The sequence below is a fragment of the Niallia sp. MER 6 genome (assembly GCF_023714395.1).
GTDB lineage: Bacteria > Bacillota > Bacilli > Bacillales > Cytobacillaceae > Niallia.
Genome location: NZ_JAMAUK010000023.1, coordinates 38,782 through 56,595, shown reverse-complemented (window position 1 = coordinate 56,595; position 17,814 = coordinate 38,782). Strand labels below are relative to the sequence as shown.

Below are 17,814 nucleotides of genomic sequence, written 5' to 3'. Positions count from 1 at the left end.
TCTCCGCTTTAGTTACTGACTTTCATATGAGGACATTTGCTAGAAAGGACTTTTATGAACACTTCCCTTTTCTCCGGTGAGATAAGAACAGAGCTGTATTTATCGTAGAAGATTTCAATTCGCTGTAAGGATAAGGCGGGGCTTGATAAGGGATTTCTAGTTTTCTTAAGAGATTGTATACGATGGAGCGGTATGGTCGTCTGGAATGGTCCATATTTAATTATTAAGCTGTCGTCTGTGATGACATAATAAGTAGCCAGCCAAAACCACAGCATAATTAGTGGTAAAATAATGGCGCCAAGCAAAACGATTATGAACACATATATACTGAATGGTTTTACCATAAGTCCATATATGCCACTGCCTATAGCAAAAATACATGCTCCCCAAATAATAACGGTTAACCACCAGTCTTTTTTTGACTTAAACTTCACTGAAGTCACCTCCGAGAAAAGTTAGTTTATTTATTCTTTTAGACTGCAGAAATCGCAGTCTAAAAGAATAGGTATCACGCTTTTTCTTAAGTTGTTGTCAGCTTTGCATAAACAATAAAAAAGAATGTTAATTCCACTACTATTACTATTGACGAAACAGGAACAAGTAAATTAAAAATAAAGAACACTGCCAGCATGCCTAAAAACAAACCTAAGTGATAGATTTTTAGACGATGATGCACATGTCTGTACTGATGGAAAACAAATGTAGTCGAAAAGAAGTACAGCAAGACAGATCCGAAGGTGAAATATAAGCTAAAATGATAGTCAATCTCATGTAAAACCATCAGTCTGATGGATGCAGCAATTGCACTTAATGACATAAGTATAAATAGATGTCCATAAATGATTGTTTGACCGGCAGTTTGGATGGATTTATCTACTTTTTTCTCGACGTTATCAAAATACTGCCACCACATCGCAATAATCAGTAAAAATGCTCCAATCGCAAAACTGATTGATTCCCAATCTCCTTGAGTAGGCTGAATGACTGCCAATGTACTGACAAGTGACTCACCAAAGAGGATAATTGTAAATAAACCGAAACGCTCTAAAAGATGCCCTGTGTCTGTAGGTACTTTAACTAAATATTTACGGCCTAATATCGGCACAATTATATCGATAAGAATTCCTGCATACAGGATGGCATAACGAATCCACGACTCGAAAAACAGTGACAATAACGAAACGGCTATTCCTATCCAGAAATATCTTCCGAAAAATTGTGCTGCCAGCTTCCGGTCTCCCTCTTCAATCCGTTGCACGACCAAATATTGAACAGCTGTTACAGCTCTTAAGCCAATATACCCGATTAAGAAGGACAGATAATACGGATCAAAATCTACCGATAAGCTTGAAGTCATAAGTAACGCAAAAAACATTTGTAGAATTAAAAAGATTCGCTGATGAAACGCATCCTGTCCGAAGCGGTTAACAAACATCGTTTGTCCTACCCATGCCCACCAAATCGGCACAAATATCAGCACAAATTTAAACAAATATTCTGTATGTATATGTCCGTCTTCCACATGTAGCAAAACATGTGTAGCGACCGCAACAGATGCAACAAACAGTAAATCATAAAAAAGCTCTAACCATGTCACTTTCTTTTCATGCAATTTAGAATTCCTCCTCATTCCCCTTAAAATATAATTTTTCTTTTTTATGTAAGATTCAGAATATTCCCCTGATATTCAGATAAAGAATGCTCTACAGCTTATTTTAACAGAATAAGCAACGTATAAATAGGTAATATATTGTTTTCACCTCCTTCCAAAACTACAAAAAAACTGCCAAAAGGCAGCCTCAGAAGTTTTACAGAAGAAGGGACTGATATTTCCTGCTTACTTCATCTGTTAATATATCTTTTTCATAAAAATATGTTAGATAGACACTTAACAGCATTTCATTTTCTTCTGTAATTTCCACTTGTAATAATAACGAATTGATTAAATCTAGATGTTTTTCAGGGTTATGATAAATGGTATTCCAAGCACGAACTTGCATTTCTATACTGCCTTCTAAGATTGCTGCTTCTAATTCTTCTACTGCCAGCGGTTCATTAGACTGACTGTCCGGATCTTCATAAATATCGGTATAAAGAAAATCAGCTAGATGGTATTCAGCTAAGCTATATTGTGATTGGCTGTTTTTTGATGTGATAATGATCTTATTTTTTTCGAATTCAACCTTGCCATTTACGAGTTGAACGTTGTTTGTAAAGGACTGAATAGGTGAGAGTATGTCTTGTGTAATCAGCCAATATGAATGCTCTCCGTTCAGCTGCTTCACAAAGTCATTCCATGCTAAATCTTCCAGCTTTTCCTCCGCTCTATATTGCGTGTAAATACTTGGGCGATAATAACATGCCGCATTTATTTTCTCCATATGAATAGTCCATTCTGTTTCAGGACAGTCAAGCAGCACACGTAAAGCAAAACCATCTTTCGTTTTCTTTAACTCACTGTATAGCATATATTGTCCTGCCATAATCATACAAGGATCTTCTTCTGCTGTAATATTTTCAAAATGGAAGTGTATATAAGAAGCTGTAGAAAAACCTCCTTCTGTATTAACAAAAAGATGCAACTCATTTCCCTTCCGTTCCAACCGCTCTACCACAAAATCATGTATTCCTGCTGCAAAAACCGCTTGTGCTGTTGAAGATAGTGATGCAGCTGCTTCAGTTGTTTGCATATAGGCAGCATCTAAAATATCTTCAAATTTCTCTTCTTGCTCCTTTATCCATTGCAAATAATCAGCACGGACTGTTGCAGGAAGATCAGGCTGATTTAATGTGCCATCTTCCAAATAAGGTAGAAACAACTTTGGCAAAACTTCCTGTAATTCTGCTTTCACATCCTCCAGTTCATCTTTTAAAGCTGTATGTATATCTTCGCCCTCTTCTTTTGCTTCCGATAACACCATTCCCCATTCCTCATCGGTTTCATTTATCGGCAGTAGATTACATTGGGTAAAAGCTTTTTTTGCCTCCAATGTAAGATTCCACATAGTTAACAACTCCTCGTTTTATTGTGTATAAGCATCCTCTAATACACTTAAGTCAATTTTTTTCATTTTCATCACAGCGTTCATTACTCGCTGTGATTTGTCCGGGTCAGGATCTGCTATCATATCATTCAAACTTACTGGGACTATTTGCCAGGATACACCAAAACGGTCCTTCAGCCAACCGCACACTTGGGCCTTCTCATCGCCGCCTTCTGACAGCTTAGTCCAATAATAATCAAGCTCCTCTTGTGTTGCACAATGAACAATAAATGAAATGGCTTCCGTGAATTTATGTGTGCTGCCACCGTTTAATGCGACGAATTCCTACCCTTCGATAGTAAAGCTTATCGTCATTACATCTCCCTCGGAAATCCCGCTGATTATTTGACGCTGTTTACCGTAACGTGTAATTTTGCCAATGGAAGAGTTGTTAAAAATCGACGTATAGTGCCTCACCGCATCTTCTGCCTCTGTATTAAACCAAAGATTTGCTGTGATTTTTTGAATAGTAGACATGAGTACGCTCCTGACAAGTTTAATTTATTGCTGTTAACTCTTCCTACGTATTTTTGCATGGTAAAGTTTCATTTCAGCAAGGAACTCAAACAAATTTATTATAATTTTATTATGTAAACAAGAATTCAAAATCTTTATTTAGCAAATCGCACTCAAAAACTTCAGCTCTATTGCTTTCTAACTTTTTCATTACTAACTAAGACAGATATTACTCTCCTATACTCTGCATCATTTTTGCACGCTTTCATATACTGTTTTTACTTTTCTTAGTTACTATAATGTTAATTTGTTAAATTCCTCACAAATATTAGTTATAATATAAATATAAAAAATCATAATAAATAACGAAGAAATCTATCTTGAAGGAGATATATGTTAATGAACGAACAGCATCAATTAGGCCCTAAAGTGGAAAAAAGCTTTGAACTTATCGGAAAAAGATGGACGGGCTTAATTATTTATGTTTTGTTAAGCGGACCTAAGCGCTTTAGTGAGATACACAAAATCATACCGGATTTAAGCAAACGCATGCTTACGGAACGAATGAAGGAATTAGAGGATCATGGAGTAGTGATTCGGCATATTATCACCGAAAGGCCAGTGCGAGCAGAATACTTATTGACAGAAAAAGGGTTAGAATTAGGAAAGATTCTTGGTCCGATAAGCCAATGGGGTGAAAGTTGGATGAGTGACTAGTTAGCAACAAAATTGCATGCAGATGGAAAGTAAATAAATGATGAAACTTTTATCGACGAAAAAGGAGCAGAAAATGGCTAATATACTATATATCACAGCTAATCCCTATGATGAGACAACATCCTATAGTATGGCAGTAGGACGAGAATTTATCGAAGCTTATAAAGCATTACATCCAGAGGATCATATTGTTCACCTAGACTTATACGAAGCAGATATCCCCTATTTAGATAGAGATGTATTTAACGGCTGGGAAAAACTAAAAGCAGGCACCCCTTTCGAACAGCTTTCCAATATTGAAAGACTAAAAACAGGCCGTCTTGCAGAGTTAGGAGGACAATTCTTACTGGCGGATAAATATGTTTTTGTGAACCCTATGTGGAATTTCTCCATTCCTGCCGTTATGAAAACATATATCGATGCAGTGACTGTATCAGGAAAAACCTTCAAGTACACAAAAGAAGGTTCTGTAGGGCTGTTAAAAGGAAAAAAAGCATTCCATATTCAATCGAGCGGTGATATTTACACGCATGGCTCTGAAGCTAAGAATGAAATGAGCAATCGCTATTTAGAGGTTATGATGAATTTCTTCGAAGTGTCCTCTTTTGAAAGTATTATTATTGAGGGACAGCAGCGATTTCCTGAAAAAGCAGAGGAAATTAAAGCAAAGGCTATTATTCAAGCACAAGAGGCCGCTGCCAATTTTTAAATAAGCATATAAAAAAGGCCAGATATCAACATATCTGGCCTTTTCATTTATTTTTGGCTTGCTGCTACCGCTGCACGAATACCGAGCACATAGCTTTCTTCTCCGAATCCAGAAATTTGACCTGTTGCAATATCTGCAAAAACAGATGTATGACGGAATTCTTCACGTGAATGGATATTAGACATATGAATTTCTACTACAGGTACAGTCAATATAGCTAATGCATCTCTAATTGCGTAGCTGTAATGTGTCCATGCTCCTGCGTTTAACACAACACCATCTATACCATTTAGGAATGCTTCATGAATCTTTTCAACCATTTCCCCTTCATGGTTTGTTTGATATGTTTCAACTTCAATTTGCAGCTCATCTGCTAATTTTTGAATATTGCTGTTGATTTCCTCTAATGTAATTGTGCCGTATTGCTTCGGGTCACGTTTACCGAACATATTATGGTTGACGCCGTGTAACATAAGGAATTTTTTGCTCATTGTTTTTCTCTCCAATCGTTTATAATTATTGATTGTCTCCGAATAAAATTTCCTTCACTTGCTCAACAGGCATATCAACACCTGTAAACAGCTTAAACCCTAAAGCACCTTGCCATAACATCATTCCTAAACCGTTAATTGCTGTTGCGCCAGCTTCTTCTGCCTGTGCCAATAATTTAGATTTTTGCGGGTTGTAAACAACATCTGTTACGACTAAGTCCTTACGTAGCACATCTAAAGTGTCGTCAATAATACTTAAATGATCTAGCGGCTTCATGCCAAGGCTTGTACCATTAGCAAGAATTGCACTCTCTGCTACTTCACGACGGAATGCTTCTTTATCTTCTAGTGGAAACAGATTAGCTTTTACGCCGAATTGCTTCATTTCCTTATTAATGTAATCTACATTTTCCTCAGCTTGTACAAAGAAAGCATCATTACGAGCGAAAATGCTGATTTCTCTTATACCTGATTGTACTAACTGGATTGCAATTGGAGTCGCCGCACCGCCTGAACCAACTAGTGTTACTTTTTGGCCTTCAAGGCTCACACCATGTTCGATTAAGTTCTTCACATAGCCTTGTCCGTCTGTATTGTATCCAATTAATTTTCCGTCACGGTTCACTACTGTATTGCTGGCACGAGCATATTTTGCCGAATCATCCAGTTCATCCAAATACTCTAACACTTTCATTTTGTTCGGCATAGATACATTGAAGCCTGCTGCCCCTGCTGCTTTTAGGCCTTTAACTGTTGCTTCAAGCTCATCATTACCAACTTCAAAAGCAAGATAAGCATAGTTTAAATCTGTTAAAGTGTATGCTAGATTATGCATACGTGGTGAAAGACTGTGCCCGATTGGTGTAGCAAGTAAGCCTACTAATTTTGTTTTTCCATCAATATTTTTTTCGTGTACGTTTGACATATTAGTAATCTCCCTTATTTCATAAATTTGTATTTTTATATTTAAATATTAAGCAAAAATCTTTTTGAATCTGCTTAATACGTATACAGCAAGAAGAACACTGACTACTGCGATGACCATATCGAATACTAATGTCATCGATATTCCCGCCGAACCTACTAAACTGCTAGTAATGATTGGAACAAGTATAAAGGATGCACTTGAAGCAATATTTACATACGAAGATGCAGTTGCTTTATTTGCTGGGAACAGCTTCATCATAATACTTAATGCTAATTGCAGAATTCCTGATGTAAACAGCCCCATTAAGAAGGTACAAACCAAAACAATTCCGTAAGAGTTGACCATGAATAAGACAAGCATGGATACAAAAGCACCGATTGGATAAACGATTGCCACCATAATTGGCGAGATGAATTTATCTAACACAACAGCGAGTAACAATACGGAAACAAGTGCGCCGATACTAAAGTAAGAAAGCAATTGCACTGCTTGGCTTGAATCAAGTCCTATAAATTGTTTACCTAGCTGCGGCAGCCATGTTTGCCATACAACAAATAACGCTGTTGAGGTGAAGCCCATTAAAATAACGGCAATTCCTTCCCCAGCAAACTTTGGCTGTGCTTTAAACACAGTTTCAGCAGCACCATCTGCTTTTGTAAGATTTTTATGATTTGGGAAAGGCATAAACATTAAGTAAATACCAGTTAGTAGATATAACACTCCAAGTCCAAAGAATGTCCAGCCCCAGAAAATACCGTTAGCTACTAAGATTGCCATGATAAATGGAAGCAATGTAGCACCGATTGATACAGATGCTTTCACTAACACAGACGCTGAGCTTGCTTTCTTCGGGAATGACTCTGTTAAAGCTGGATACGTCCCTGAATCAAGCAGTGAATTGGCGATACCAGCAGATATGGCAAAGATAAATGCTACGATATAATTGGTTGTCGTTGGAACACCAATTAAGAATACAAGATAGAGGAAATTAGCCGTTATAATGACTGGCTTTCTTCCTAATTTGTCAGAAAGACGGCCAACAAAAAACAAGGCTATTAATTTCCCAATTCCAATCGCAGAAACGAGCAGGCTTATTTGTCCAACAGAAACTGCGTAACGTTCCGAAAGATTATCCATATTGGAGGCGATAATAATATTGATCATGCCGAGCATAAAGTAGTTCATATACATTCCAAATGATGACTTGATAAAAGGATTTTTCATTTTTACACTCCTAAATACAAAAGCTTTTTTAAATAAGAAATTATTACTCTAAAATTAATTCGCTGTGCTTGTTCCTTTTGCGCATATATATAAACAGAGCAAGAATCGTGCTTATAAAAGCAATAACAAGGTCTAACACAAACACAGAGGAAACTCCTAAATATTTGATAAATAGCCCCGTAATGAAAGGGATTACAATAAAGGCGATACTCGCCGCAGCACTTATATACGAAACGCTTACTCCTTTGTTATGTGGAAATAGTTCAATCATGACCGTAACAGTTAACTGAAATATCCCTGACATAAACAATCCTAGACAGAAGGCATTCACAGCAATCAATGTCGGATTTTTATTAATGATTAACAACAATAATGCAAGGAACGCAAATGCTGGTAGAATAACTATGGCCGTAATCGGTTTTATCGTTCTTTTTAACAGGACAGCAAGCAATAGAATGGAGATAAGCCCGCCTGTACTGTAAAAGCTCAGTAATCCAATTGATTTCATCTTGTCTAAATGAAGAACCTCTTGTCCGTATGTTGGCAGCCATGTTTGTACGACCGTAAATAAAGATACAGAGCTAAATCCTAATAATATAAGTGCAGCACCTTCTTTCCAAAGCTTTGGTCCAGTCGAAGATGCAGTCTCTGATCTAGTTTCTTGAGACACCTTTTCTTCCTTGATTTTTGGAAAGCTAACCTTCATTAACAACAGCCCATTGCATAAGAACAGTAAGGCAGGAACAAAAAATACTAATCCATAGAACAGTTCATGCACGATAAAAAAGTTAATCATTATTGGAAGCAATGATGCACCAAAGGATATAAAGGCTTTTAAAAGAACGGTTGCTGTTCCGGCAGCTTCATTAAAGGCTTCATTTAGTGCAGGGTACGTACCTGAATCGAGCAAAGAATTGCAGATACCTGCGACAAAGGCCAGTCCCATTGCAATTTGATAATGCGATGTCAGTGGGATTCCTATTAGGAAAACCATATACAGCAAGGCAGCAGCCACCACTAGCGGCTTTCTTCCATACCGATCGGAAAATCGGCCTGAAATATTAATAGATAGTAAGTGCCCCACCCCGACGACTGATATTAACAAACTGATATCGGTTTTTTCCACATTTAGTTGCTCAGATAAAAAACTCATATTGGAAGCTAAGATAATATTGACCATTCCTAACAGGAAATAACTCAAATACAAGCCTAGCGCCATGTTTAAATGTTTATGTTTCATTTGATACTCCTAATTTTAGGTTAAACGCTTACAACCATTACTATTTGTTTTCAACTTGTTTTTATACGTTAAATCACCGTTTTACAAGCTGATTACTTCATTAGCTTTATTAACCTATTTAGTACATCGTTCTACTAAATTAATTAGAATAAATTCCTTATCTTATAACAATTTAAAATTCTATCACCTCTCTTTTAGTATATCGTTCTACTAAATAGATAAAAAATATCTCCTTGCACCTATAAATTAATCTTGTACGTATTTTAGTACATCGTTCTACTAAAATACTTTTTATAGATACAAAAGGATCTAATAAAAAAAGTTATTTTTAGTAACCTCGGTTACTTTACGTACCTATAATAATCCTAAAATTACTTAGAGTCAAGAATTAAATTTTGTATTAACAAGGTGTCAAAGTGTGAAACTAGCTCCAAACCGCACTATATGGGGATGCAGAAGATAACAAAGCACCAAAAAACTTTAATTTGGATACTCCGCTTTATTATCTTCATTAGTATTATGTAGATGTTTCTCTAATAACTAGTTCTGGATTTAAGATAATTCGTTGTTGAATTGGATCGTCCTGTTCCAGTTTATTATATAAAATCGTCGCCGCTTTAACTCCTATCGTACGAGGAAAGGAGGAGACTGTTGTTAACGGAGGATGATATATTTCCGCTTCAGGAATGTTATCAAAGCCTACAATATCAATATCTTTGCCTGGAGTTATTCCCTTCATTCCTAAACCTTGCAGTACACCAAATGCAACAAGATCACTAAAACAAAAAATAGCTGTTGGCGGATCGGGGTTTTTAAGCACCTCTAAAACTGTTTGAACGCCGCCTTCACTCGTCGGCAGACCATCGATTATGAGTGATTTATCCACTTCTAAACCAGCCATAGAATGTGCTTCCTGAAAGCCTTTCATCCGGTCTTTCCATGTGGTTGACATCTTTATGCCTCCAAGAAAAGCAATCCGCTTATGTCCCTTTTTTAAAAGATGCTCTACAGCAAGGAAAGTTCCCTTTATGTAATCAATCCCAACATAATCACAATTCGCATGATCTACTTCTCTGTTTGCAAGCACGACTGGCAATTCTAAATGATTCAATTGACTTACTGTGCTTTTGTTGCTTTTTGATGCTGGATTAATAATCAGACCATCCACTCTATGTTCAACCATAGTAGAAATTAACCGTTCTTGTTTTAACACAGAATCAAAGGTTGTTCCCAGTAATACGGTATAATCCATCTTCTCAAGTGTTTGTTGAACACCTATTAAAAATTCGGAAATAAATTTATTCGATATATCCGTCACTATCACTCCTATAATTTTAGAGCTTTGTGACCTTAATTTAGCTGCGACTCGATCGTATACATATCCTAGTTCTTCAATAGAATCTAATACTTTTTTTCGAGTAGCATCTGAAATTCGAGGATTGTTGCGAATGACTAAAGAAGCAGTCGAAGTCGAAACACCGGCATGTTTAGCAACATCTTGCAAAGTAATCCTCCGTTTTCTTTGTTTCAACAAAATCACCATCTAATCTTTATAAGTTATCTATTATTATAATCGATATTCTGCTGTTTGCATCATTTGTTGTATTAATTTAACTATTTTAAGCTTTTCATACACGAAAAAAAGTCCGATAAGAAGACTTATCAGACTTAATGCGGGAAAAACGCTTAAAAGACTTTTTTATACCAGCGAGATGCAGCCTCTGCTTCTGTTGCTGTCAAGGAATGGCCGCGGCTTTCCCAATGCATTTCAACGTCGGCATTTGCTTTTTGCAGCAGTGACTCGAGCTCACCAGACTCCAATGGGGAGCAGATTGGATCATTCGTTCCAGCTGTGATGAAGACAGATTTCCCCGAGAGATCTGGCAAATCAATGCCTCTTCTTGGCACCATCGGATGATGAAGAATAGCACCTTTTAATGCGTCTTTATAGTGAAACAATAAGCTTGCTGCAATATTAGCTCCGTTAGAGTAGCCGATTGCGACAATATTTTGGCGGTCGAACCCATATTTAACTGCTGCCTCATCCAGAAATGCATTCAATTCATTTGTTCTGAATACTAAATCTTCTTCATCAAAAACACCTTCTGCCAGTCTTCGGAAGAATCTTGGCATGCCATTTTCCGATACATTTCCACGAACACTTAATACAGATGCCTGATCATCCATTAAACCGGCAAGTGGAAGCAAATCTAATTCTGTTCCTCCAGTGCCATGCAGCATTAATAATGTTGGTCTTTCAGGACTGGTTCCTTTATTAAATATATGCTTCATTATTTATCTCCTCCTAAAGAACGTATCTCTATTTTTGGTAATGTCTGTTCCAATTCTTCTCTTTTAGCTTCCAGCCATTCTGGCAGCATCAGCTTGCTTCCGAGCGTGTCAATAGGTTCATCTGCTGTAAAGCCTGGCGGATTTGTTGCTATTTCAAAAAGAATGCCGCCTTCTTCATGAAAATACAATGCTTTAAAGTAATTACGGTCCCGTATTTCTGTTGGGTAATAGCCCTTTTCCTCTAGTAGAGCTCTCCATTCTAACAGTTCTGCTTCATCCTTCGCTCTCCAAGCAATATGATGAACCGTACCTGCACCCATTAATCCGCGTATAGATGGATGGAGCTGAATATCAATAATATTCCCAAGGTCCCCTGCTGATCTGAATCTTAGAATTTCTTCCTGCTGGCCGACGAATTCTAAGCCTAATATATCTTCAAGCACTGCCTTTGTTTTATGAGGCTGAGCAGAATATAACACCGCTCCGCCAAAGCCCTTTATTGCATTTTCAGTTGCTATTTCATCAGTACTCCAAGTATTTACTGGTCCTTCACTTCTTTCGACAAGCTCCAGCTGCAGTCCATCTGGATCACTGAACTTGATTGTTTTCTCTCCAAAGAGTACAAATGAAGTGAATTCGACTTCGAAGCTGCTTAACCGATTTTCCCAAAAGGCACTTGACCCGGTTGGAATAATATATTTAGTGACACCGACTTGACCTGTTCCTATTCTGCCTTTGAGCTGCTGTTCCCAAGGAAAAAACGTAATAACTGTACCAGGGTCTCCTGTCTCATTGCCGAAATAAAGATGATAAACCTCTGGTCTGTCAAAATTGACTGTTTTCTTAATAAGTCTTAAACCGAGCACGCCTGCATAAAAATCTATATTCCTTTGAGCATCATTTACCATTGCTGTTATATGGTGAATACCTAATGTTTTCAACATTGTCTTTTTCCGCCTTCCACAATTTATTGGTTTTTAGGCTTTTATGTTAAATCCAGGAAGTCTTCAAATATCTCGAATTCGAGATATTAATTTAAAAAAATATTTCGAATTAAATTATCTTGAATACAAGATAATAATAAGCTATATTTCCATAAGTGTCAATATAAAATAAAAAAGATTTTTGCCATTCCTTTACAGATTACTCCCTCTCTGTAAAGGAAATAATTTCGGCAATGCCCATAAAATTATTGCTGCGAAACCCCCATAAGTCATCATTTCCAATAAAGTGATAATTAAGCTGCTTCAATAATGCCTCTAAACTCTCTTTATTATCTGTTATATGCAGCTTATGCTCCTCAATCAGCCGTTCTTCTTCCCCGCTTACCTCATAATAACTGAATAATATGGAATAAAACACTTACACTTTCCCCCTGTTTATATACATTATTTTATTTGTGTTTCTACTATATCCTTGGAAAGTAAACTCAATATAAACTTAGTGTAGGAATAAATTGATTTTCAGTTTACATTTCTTCGTTAAAATTATTTATGTCATAATAGTGATATGGAGGCGCTAAGGTTATGTTTAAAATATTAGTTGTAGAAGATGACCAAAATACAAGAAAGCTGATGTGTGCTGTACTTAAGCAGTATGGGTTTGACGCATACGCTGCAGAAGATGGCATTGCAGCACTTCGCTTTATGGATAAACAGCATGTTGATTTAGTGGTGCTTGATTTAATGATGCCAAATATGGACGGTTATGAATTAACAAAACAGCTTAGAGCTGCATGGGAGCATTTGCCGATTTTAATGGTAACAGCAAAGCAGGAGCCAAACGATAAAAAGCAAGGGTTTCTTGCCGGCACAGATGATTATATGACAAAGCCAGTTGATGAGGAGGAGATGATTCTCCGCATTAAAGCCTTGCTTAGAAGAGCACAAATTGCGAGTGAACATAAGCTCGCAGTCGGAGAGGTTATTCTTGATTATGATGCATTGACCGTTTCCAGAAGGGCTGAAGTAATCACACTGCCACCTAAGGAGTTTTATCTTTTATTTAAGCTGTTGTCCTATCCGAATATGATTTTCACTCGCATGCAGCTGATGGATGAAATTTGGGGAATGGAGTCAGACACAGATGACCGCACTCTTAATGTACATATTAACCGCCTGAGGGACAGGTTTAAGGAATGGACAGAGTTTGATATTATCACCGTAAGGGGCCTTGGCTACAAGGCAGTGAAAAAAGCATGAAGGATTTTTTCACGAAACGTTTAAGCCTTGCGATTACATTAGTGATTTTTGTCTTTTTCGTATTTTTAGCAACGTTTGTTATAGCATTGGCGATTACGATTTTTTTAAACTATATCGGCTATGTAAAACATAGTGATATGACAAAAGCACTTCCTTTCTTTGGATTTGTAGGGTTTTGCATCCTCCTTGGAACCTCCCTAACTGCTTTTCTCAGTAAAAAAGCATTAAATCCAATCCGGAAGGTCATTGATGCGACCCATAAGGTTGCTGGCGGTGATTTCTCCGTAAAGGTTAATTTAAAAGGGATTGGTGAATTAGAGGAACTGTCACAAAGCTTCAATAAAATGACCTATGAGCTTTCCAGTATCGAAACTTTGAGAAGTGATTTCGTCAATAATTTCTCTCATGAGTTCAAAACCCCGATTGTATCCATTCGCGGCTTTGCCAAGCTCTTGAAAGAAAATAATTTGCCCGAAGAGGAGCGGCAAGAATACCTTGATATTATCATGACCGAATCAGAGCGGTTAGCAGCTTTGTCTACGAATGTTCTTACATTGTCTAAATATGAAAATCTCGAAATTATTTCTGATAAAGAGCCGTTTAGACTGGATGAACAAATAAGAAAAGCTATCGTTTTAATGGAACCAAAATGGTCTAGTAAAGACATCAGCATAAATGTGGAATTGGATGAAGTAACATATTGCGGCAACGAAGATTTAACACAGCAGATTTGGGTTAACCTGCTTGATAACGCCATTAAGTTCTCCCATAACGGCAGCTTTATACATGTTATGCTGGCTATCAAGGCGGACAAAATCGAGTTCTCCATTCAAGACGAAGGAGTCGGCATGGACGAAGAAACGAAAGCACGCATTTTCGATAAATTTTATCAAGGTGACATCTCTCATTCAAAGCTAGGAAATGGACTTGGATTATCACTTGTAAAGAGGATTATCCAGCTTTGCCGCGGTGACATCTCTGTCGAAAGTGAAATAAATGAAGGCAGTAAATTCACAGTAAGCCTGCCAAAATGTTAAACAGAAAAGCCGATAATTTCAAATATGAAAATTATCGGCTTTATTTCATTTTTGAGGCTGAGGCTGCATATGCTTATCGTCAATCTTCTTATAAATTAGCTCCACTGATTTACGATCCTCTAAAATCATTTTTTTATTTTCATTCACTAGTTCTTTAAAGGTCTTCTTTCTCACCGCTTCTTCCTCCCCATATGTATCATATACTCATTTTCCAATTCACTAAGACTAAGCTCATATAACTGGACATTTTCTTTCTTATAAATACCGATGTTTAATAATTGATCTATAATAAAAGCCTTTCTGACTTCAACTGCGTTATTCCATATAGACAAAGGAAACATCCTCCTCTAATTGATAATAATTTTCATTCTCATTATCATCATACTGGATAGATGAAAAAAATTCAACTTTTACACCGTAAATTTATAAAATTCTTACAATTCTAGTTAAATAAAAAAGCTGCACATGGCAGCTCTAGAATGAAGGCTTATACTTATGAGTTAGGTGCTTAAACAACCGGTTCTCTTCCCTTAGAAATGAGGATCATAGTTTTACTATTTTCGTTCCGTGTACTTCTTCCACCTGCAAAGCGTCTAATACACCTTCTACGTTTTGATAATTTATGCCTGCACCTGGTAAAATGATGATTCGATTTGCTGCATATTCGATTAACTTTTTAAGATGAGGAAAGTTTTCTTCTATTGTTTGTTCAGGGCTGCCGCCATGTGTCAAAATTCTAGCAACCTTTCTTGCCGCAAGCCAATCAATAGCTCTAAATTGGTCCTCTTCTGCCAGTTCATCAAATGCCATATGAAAAGTAATTTCCATACCTGCTGATAAATCAATTAAACGGGCAGTCAACTCTTCATCAATCCAACCATTCTTCAAACAGCCAAAAACGACTCCATCCGAACCAAGTTGCAAACAGACTTGAATATCAGCAGCCATCATCTCTTCCTCTGCACTACTATATTCAAAATTCCCACCTCGAGGTCTGATCATTGTCATAACCTTAACACCAGCATGATGAGCGAGCTCAACCGTTTTTTTAATTACCCCATAAGAAGGAGTAGTCCCGCCAACAGCTAAGTTATCACAAAGCTCAATCCTCTTTGCTCCCGCTTTAATAGCAGCAGGAATATTCGTTAAGTTCTCAGCACAAAACTCCTTAATCACATCTTTCACCTTTTATTCCTCCTAAATTGCTTGACCACATCACTTACATTATACCTAAAGCTTTCAAAATAATTGCTAAAACAATAATAGACAGAATCGCTCTAGTAGAGTTGAAGTATTTTTTTCCTAACAACCAGTAAATGACACATACTAAAAGGGCAGGAACCATCATCGGCATAATTTGGTCCATTGTTTCTTGAATATTTAATTCTACATCACCTGTTTTAAAAATATCCATTCCAAGTATAACTTCAACTTCACCCATATGGAGTATCGTATTAAAATCATCAGCAGCTATATCATCGGTATTATAGGGTCTGTTCTATCCATTATTTTGTTCTTCATCGGCTTTAAGTGTATAAGAGGCTTTGAAGGTGCTGCATACGGAATCACTGCTATTCCTTTCTTTATTCTTGCAGTTATCTCCATTTTTCTTAAAAACTCTAACACTAGTTCCATTTATCAGTGAGAACACAGCCAACAAAAAAACAAGCCAGAATCAAATTCCGGCTTGTACTCTTATATTTCCTCATTCTTTAACCTGTTTATAAGCTCTTCCATCCAATGAATGGTATGTTCTGTTCTTGTTGAGTAATACCCGCTGATAAAATTCAACAGTTTTTCTTTATCTGGGTAGAAGTCGACATTATCAAATGTCTTAATTTCTTCCCAGCGCGTTGTGAAGCTGACGAGCTTCTTTTCTAAAATCGAAATGATTTTATCTCGTTCTACGTATTTCAAATTCGATAAACCTACAAGCATATCGGTAATGGCATCGGCATTTTCAAAGAGCTTGTAAATTTTCTTCGGCAATTCTTCGCGACCTTTATCTGTTATACCGAAGACTTGTTTATCTGGTCTGTGTTCCTCTTTAATAATTTCAACTATCTCAATTAATCCTTGCTTAACCAGCGATTCGAAATGATAGTAAAGCTTGCTTTCTGTCAATCCGACAAGCTGATCAAGGGGAATAGGTGCTGACAGCTGTTTTTTGATTTTATAAGGATAATTATTACCCTCCATCAATCTGCTTAAGATAAATATTTGAATGGACATTATTTAAGCTCCTTAAAGGCTAATTATCCTTATTCTAGCAAACTTAAGCTGTAATTTCAGCCCCATTTTTTGATGCTGCTTCTGTTTCTTGAGCTTCAAGTGGTACAGGTTTGTGAACAAATGCGACGATAGCAATATTAATTAGCATTGCTGCTGCCCCAATTACTGCCATTGACCAAATATATGGACTTGGACTGATGCTTCCATACATATTTGCAAAGTATGCCTGCACAGAGTAATACATTGGTGAAATATGACTCATCCATTCATATGGCAAGTACATCATGTCACGTGGTATTGTGGCACCATTTGCTAGTGTTTGGACTAAAAGAATTGGCAAGTTGAGAATCATCCCGCCTTCTCCTACTAAGAAAATTAAAATCGCTGTGAAGTTGAAGCAAACCATATAGTTTAAAATTTGTTGTCCTAATAAACCAAAGAATAAGTCACCGCTAGGCTGGTTCACTAAATAAGCGATTCCTGCTGCGACTAGTGAAGAAACTACGGCAATTAATAATGCAGTAGATTGTACATAAGCAAATAACCTCGTTTTGCTTGCTTTACCACGGCTCGCTTTAAAAGCAGCTACAAGCTGCATCGCACCAATCATTGCCCCAACATAGCCTGCCATTGTTAAAAACATCGGCAGCATATTATTGTTCATCCCGTCTGGAATTTCATTTATCGAGACAACATTCCCTGTATAAGCTGTTTCGATTTTATTCGCTAATTCTGCTGCCTGGTCTTCTGGAACATTAAAGTTCATTAGTACTCCTTGAGCTGTTTGCTGAGAGAATTGTGTGCTTAGTTGATTATTGATTTGAGTAACTACTGAGTTCATCGTTGACGATACAGTTGTTGCTCCTGCTTCATTAATTGTGAAATCAATGCTTGATGAAACTTCCCCTTTTTGTAAATCAGCAGAGAATGTTTCTGGTATATGAACAACTAATGCTAAGTCATTTTTCTCTAAGTCCTCTAATGCCTGACTGTTAGACAAGTCTGTTTCAATTTCTTTAAATGGCAGATTTTCCTCTAGCTGACTTGCAATCTGTGCACCATATTCGCCGGCATCTTCATTAACAATAGCAATCGGCAATTTATCTACATTTCCTGGGATTGCTGAATACCCTGGCAAAAAGATACCAAGCATCGCAATCGCATAGAAAATCCCCATGAATATTGCGGCAATTGCTCCCCTTGTTTTTAAAAATTGCTTAAATTTCATAGATTACATCCCCTT

Annotated in this window: 22 protein-coding genes and 1 pseudogene; 5 read left to right on the top strand and 18 right to left on the bottom strand. The window is 37.0% G+C overall.

What is annotated here, in order from left to right; translation table 11 throughout:
• Positions 1-8: 8 nt before the first annotated feature.
• From M3600_RS29255 to M3600_RS21275, 4 genes and pseudogenes are all read right to left on the bottom strand, one after another.
• A complete protein-coding gene (locus M3600_RS29255) occupies positions 9-434 on the bottom strand; it encodes a PH domain-containing protein (protein ID WP_251647481.1) in 426 nt (141 codons plus the stop codon).
• An 86-nt stretch (positions 435-520) separates the two neighbouring features.
• Positions 521-1,612, bottom strand: coding sequence for a low temperature requirement protein A (locus M3600_RS21285; RefSeq protein WP_233315021.1), 1,092 nt, complete (start codon positions 1,610-1,612; stop codon positions 521-523).
• 196 nt (positions 1,613-1,808) lie between these two features.
• Positions 1,809-3,005: a DUF4085 family protein gene (locus tag M3600_RS21280; RefSeq protein ID WP_251647479.1), complete on the bottom strand. Its 1,197-nt coding sequence runs from the start codon at positions 3,003-3,005 to the stop codon at positions 1,809-1,811.
• 18 nt (positions 3,006-3,023) lie between these two features.
• Positions 3,024-3,521, bottom strand: a pseudogene (locus tag M3600_RS21275) (VOC family protein).
• Positions 3,522-3,899: 378 nt separating this feature from the next.
• Here M3600_RS21275 and M3600_RS21270 point away from each other — a divergent pair.
• Both M3600_RS21270 and M3600_RS21265 read left to right on the top strand, forming a co-directional pair.
• Entirely contained in the window at positions 3,900-4,217 is a 318-nt protein-coding gene (locus M3600_RS21270) for a winged helix-turn-helix transcriptional regulator (RefSeq protein ID WP_233315019.1), read from the top strand.
• Between the two features lie 73 nt (positions 4,218-4,290).
• Positions 4,291-4,926 (top strand): NAD(P)H-dependent oxidoreductase, encoded by a 636-nt coding sequence (locus M3600_RS21265; RefSeq protein WP_233315018.1) that lies wholly within the window; start codon positions 4,291-4,293, stop codon positions 4,924-4,926.
• Positions 4,927-4,973: 47 nt separating this feature from the next.
• Here the strand turns inward: M3600_RS21265 and aroQ are convergent, their stop codons facing one another.
• From aroQ to M3600_RS21225, 8 genes are all read right to left on the bottom strand, one after another.
• Positions 4,974-5,417, bottom strand: a complete 444-nt coding sequence (gene aroQ / locus M3600_RS21260) for a type II 3-dehydroquinate dehydratase (protein WP_233315017.1) — start codon at positions 5,415-5,417, stop codon at positions 4,974-4,976.
• A gap of 25 nt (positions 5,418-5,442) precedes the next feature.
• On the bottom strand, positions 5,443-6,342 hold the full coding sequence (locus tag M3600_RS21255; RefSeq protein WP_233315016.1) for a quinate/shikimate dehydrogenase: 900 nt from the start codon (positions 6,340-6,342) through the stop codon (positions 5,443-5,445).
• 48 nt (positions 6,343-6,390) lie between these two features.
• On the bottom strand, positions 6,391-7,569 hold the full coding sequence (locus M3600_RS21250) for an MFS transporter (RefSeq protein ID WP_233315015.1): 1,179 nt from the start codon (positions 7,567-7,569) through the stop codon (positions 6,391-6,393).
• Positions 7,570-7,612: 43 nt separating this feature from the next.
• Complete coding sequence (locus tag M3600_RS21245; RefSeq protein WP_251647477.1) at positions 7,613-8,809, bottom strand: MFS transporter; 1,197 nt, start codon at positions 8,807-8,809, stop codon at positions 7,613-7,615.
• 517 nt (positions 8,810-9,326) lie between these two features.
• Entirely contained in the window at positions 9,327-10,343 is a 1,017-nt protein-coding gene (locus M3600_RS21240) for a LacI family DNA-binding transcriptional regulator (RefSeq protein WP_251647475.1), read from the bottom strand.
• Positions 10,344-10,495: 152 nt separating this feature from the next.
• Positions 10,496-11,101, bottom strand: a complete 606-nt coding sequence (locus tag M3600_RS21235) for an alpha/beta hydrolase (RefSeq protein WP_233315012.1) — start codon at positions 11,099-11,101, stop codon at positions 10,496-10,498.
• Complete coding sequence (locus M3600_RS21230; RefSeq protein ID WP_251647473.1) at positions 11,101-12,045, bottom strand: ring-cleaving dioxygenase; 945 nt, start codon at positions 12,043-12,045, stop codon at positions 11,101-11,103. Before M3600_RS21230 ends, M3600_RS21235 begins: the two co-directional genes overlap by 1 nt.
• 199 nt (positions 12,046-12,244) lie before the next feature.
• Positions 12,245-12,463 carry a hypothetical protein gene (locus M3600_RS21225; protein WP_233315010.1) on the bottom strand — a complete coding sequence of 73 codons (219 nt, stop codon included), beginning with the start codon at positions 12,461-12,463 and terminating at the stop codon, positions 12,245-12,247.
• 164 nt (positions 12,464-12,627) lie between these two features.
• Between M3600_RS21225 and M3600_RS21220 the strand changes: the two genes are divergently transcribed.
• Both M3600_RS21220 and M3600_RS21215 read left to right on the top strand, forming a co-directional pair.
• On the top strand, positions 12,628-13,302 hold the full coding sequence (locus M3600_RS21220; protein ID WP_233315009.1) for a response regulator transcription factor: 675 nt from the start codon (positions 12,628-12,630) through the stop codon (positions 13,300-13,302).
• The gene (locus M3600_RS21215) at positions 13,299-14,339 is read left to right on the top strand and encodes a HAMP domain-containing sensor histidine kinase (RefSeq protein ID WP_251647471.1); all 1,041 of its coding nucleotides are present in this window, start codon (positions 13,299-13,301) and stop codon (positions 14,337-14,339) included. The genes M3600_RS21220 and M3600_RS21215 overlap by 4 nt, the downstream gene beginning before the upstream one ends.
• 45 nt (positions 14,340-14,384) lie before the next feature.
• On the opposite strand, the gene M3600_RS21210 is transcribed toward M3600_RS21215, so the two are convergent.
• From M3600_RS21210 to M3600_RS21195, 4 genes are all read right to left on the bottom strand, one after another.
• Positions 14,385-14,513 carry an FbpB family small basic protein gene (locus M3600_RS21210; RefSeq protein ID WP_233315007.1) on the bottom strand — a complete coding sequence of 43 codons (129 nt, stop codon included), beginning with the start codon at positions 14,511-14,513 and terminating at the stop codon, positions 14,385-14,387.
• Positions 14,510-14,671, bottom strand: a complete 162-nt coding sequence (locus tag M3600_RS21205) for a Fur-regulated basic protein FbpA (RefSeq protein WP_233315006.1) — start codon at positions 14,669-14,671, stop codon at positions 14,510-14,512. Before M3600_RS21205 ends, M3600_RS21210 begins: the two co-directional genes overlap by 4 nt.
• A 211-nt stretch (positions 14,672-14,882) precedes the next feature.
• Complete coding sequence (locus tag M3600_RS21200; RefSeq protein WP_396953834.1) at positions 14,883-15,524, bottom strand: copper homeostasis protein CutC; 642 nt, start codon at positions 15,522-15,524, stop codon at positions 14,883-14,885.
• 34 nt (positions 15,525-15,558) lie between these two features.
• Positions 15,559-15,780: a PTS system mannose/fructose/sorbose family transporter subunit IID gene (locus tag M3600_RS21195; RefSeq protein ID WP_251647469.1), complete on the bottom strand. Its 222-nt coding sequence runs from the start codon at positions 15,778-15,780 to the stop codon at positions 15,559-15,561.
• On the opposite strand from M3600_RS21195, the gene M3600_RS21190 reads away from it, so the two are divergent.
• Positions 15,781-15,984, top strand: coding sequence for a hypothetical protein (locus tag M3600_RS21190; protein ID WP_251647467.1), 204 nt, complete (start codon positions 15,781-15,783; stop codon positions 15,982-15,984).
• A gap of 50 nt (positions 15,985-16,034) precedes the next feature.
• Here M3600_RS21190 and M3600_RS21185 read toward each other — a convergent pair whose 3' ends face one another.
• Positions 16,035-16,571 carry a PadR family transcriptional regulator gene (locus tag M3600_RS21185; RefSeq protein ID WP_251647465.1) on the bottom strand — a complete coding sequence of 179 codons (537 nt, stop codon included), beginning with the start codon at positions 16,569-16,571 and terminating at the stop codon, positions 16,035-16,037.
• A gap of 43 nt (positions 16,572-16,614) precedes the next feature.
• Positions 16,615-17,799: a YhgE/Pip domain-containing protein gene (locus M3600_RS21180; protein WP_233315003.1), complete on the bottom strand. Its 1,185-nt coding sequence runs from the start codon at positions 17,797-17,799 to the stop codon at positions 16,615-16,617.
• Positions 17,800-17,814: the final 15 nt, after the last annotated feature.

Excerpts from the sequence above, each read along its gene's own strand:
- M3600_RS21280 (WP_251647479.1), bottom strand. The coding sequence starts at position 3,005 with ATGTGGAATCTTACATTGGAGGCAAAAAAAGCTTTTACCCAATGTAAT.
- M3600_RS21270 (WP_233315019.1), top strand. The coding sequence starts at position 3,900 with ATGAACGAACAGCATCAATTAGGCCCTAAAGTGGAAAAAAGCTTTGAA.
- M3600_RS21265 (WP_233315018.1), top strand. The coding sequence starts at position 4,291 with ATGGCTAATATACTATATATCACAGCTAATCCCTATGATGAGACAACA.
- aroQ (WP_233315017.1), bottom strand. The coding sequence starts at position 5,417 with ATGAGCAAAAAATTCCTTATGTTACACGGCGTCAACCATAATATGTTC.
- M3600_RS21255 (WP_233315016.1), bottom strand. The coding sequence starts at position 6,342 with ATGTCAAACGTACACGAAAAAAATATTGATGGAAAAACAAAATTAGTA.
- M3600_RS21250 (WP_233315015.1), bottom strand. The coding sequence starts at position 7,569 with ATGAAAAATCCTTTTATCAAGTCATCATTTGGAATGTATATGAACTAC.
- M3600_RS21245 (WP_251647477.1), bottom strand. The coding sequence starts at position 8,809 with ATGAAACATAAACATTTAAACATGGCGCTAGGCTTGTATTTGAGTTAT.
- M3600_RS21235 (WP_233315012.1), bottom strand. The coding sequence starts at position 11,101 with ATGAAGCATATATTTAATAAAGGAACCAGTCCTGAAAGACCAACATTA.
- M3600_RS21230 (WP_251647473.1), bottom strand. The coding sequence starts at position 12,045 with ATGTTGAAAACATTAGGTATTCACCATATAACAGCAATGGTAAATGAT.
- M3600_RS21220 (WP_233315009.1), top strand. The coding sequence starts at position 12,628 with ATGTTTAAAATATTAGTTGTAGAAGATGACCAAAATACAAGAAAGCTG.
- M3600_RS21215 (WP_251647471.1), top strand. The coding sequence starts at position 13,299 with ATGAAGGATTTTTTCACGAAACGTTTAAGCCTTGCGATTACATTAGTG.
- M3600_RS21195 (WP_251647469.1), bottom strand. The coding sequence starts at position 15,780 with ATGGGTGAAGTTGAAGTTATACTTGGAATGGATATTTTTAAAACAGGT.
- M3600_RS21190 (WP_251647467.1), top strand. The coding sequence starts at position 15,781 with ATGGAGTATCGTATTAAAATCATCAGCAGCTATATCATCGGTATTATA.
- M3600_RS21185 (WP_251647465.1), bottom strand. The coding sequence starts at position 16,571 with ATGTCCATTCAAATATTTATCTTAAGCAGATTGATGGAGGGTAATAAT.
- M3600_RS21180 (WP_233315003.1), bottom strand. The coding sequence starts at position 17,799 with ATGAAATTTAAGCAATTTTTAAAAACAAGGGGAGCAATTGCCGCAATA.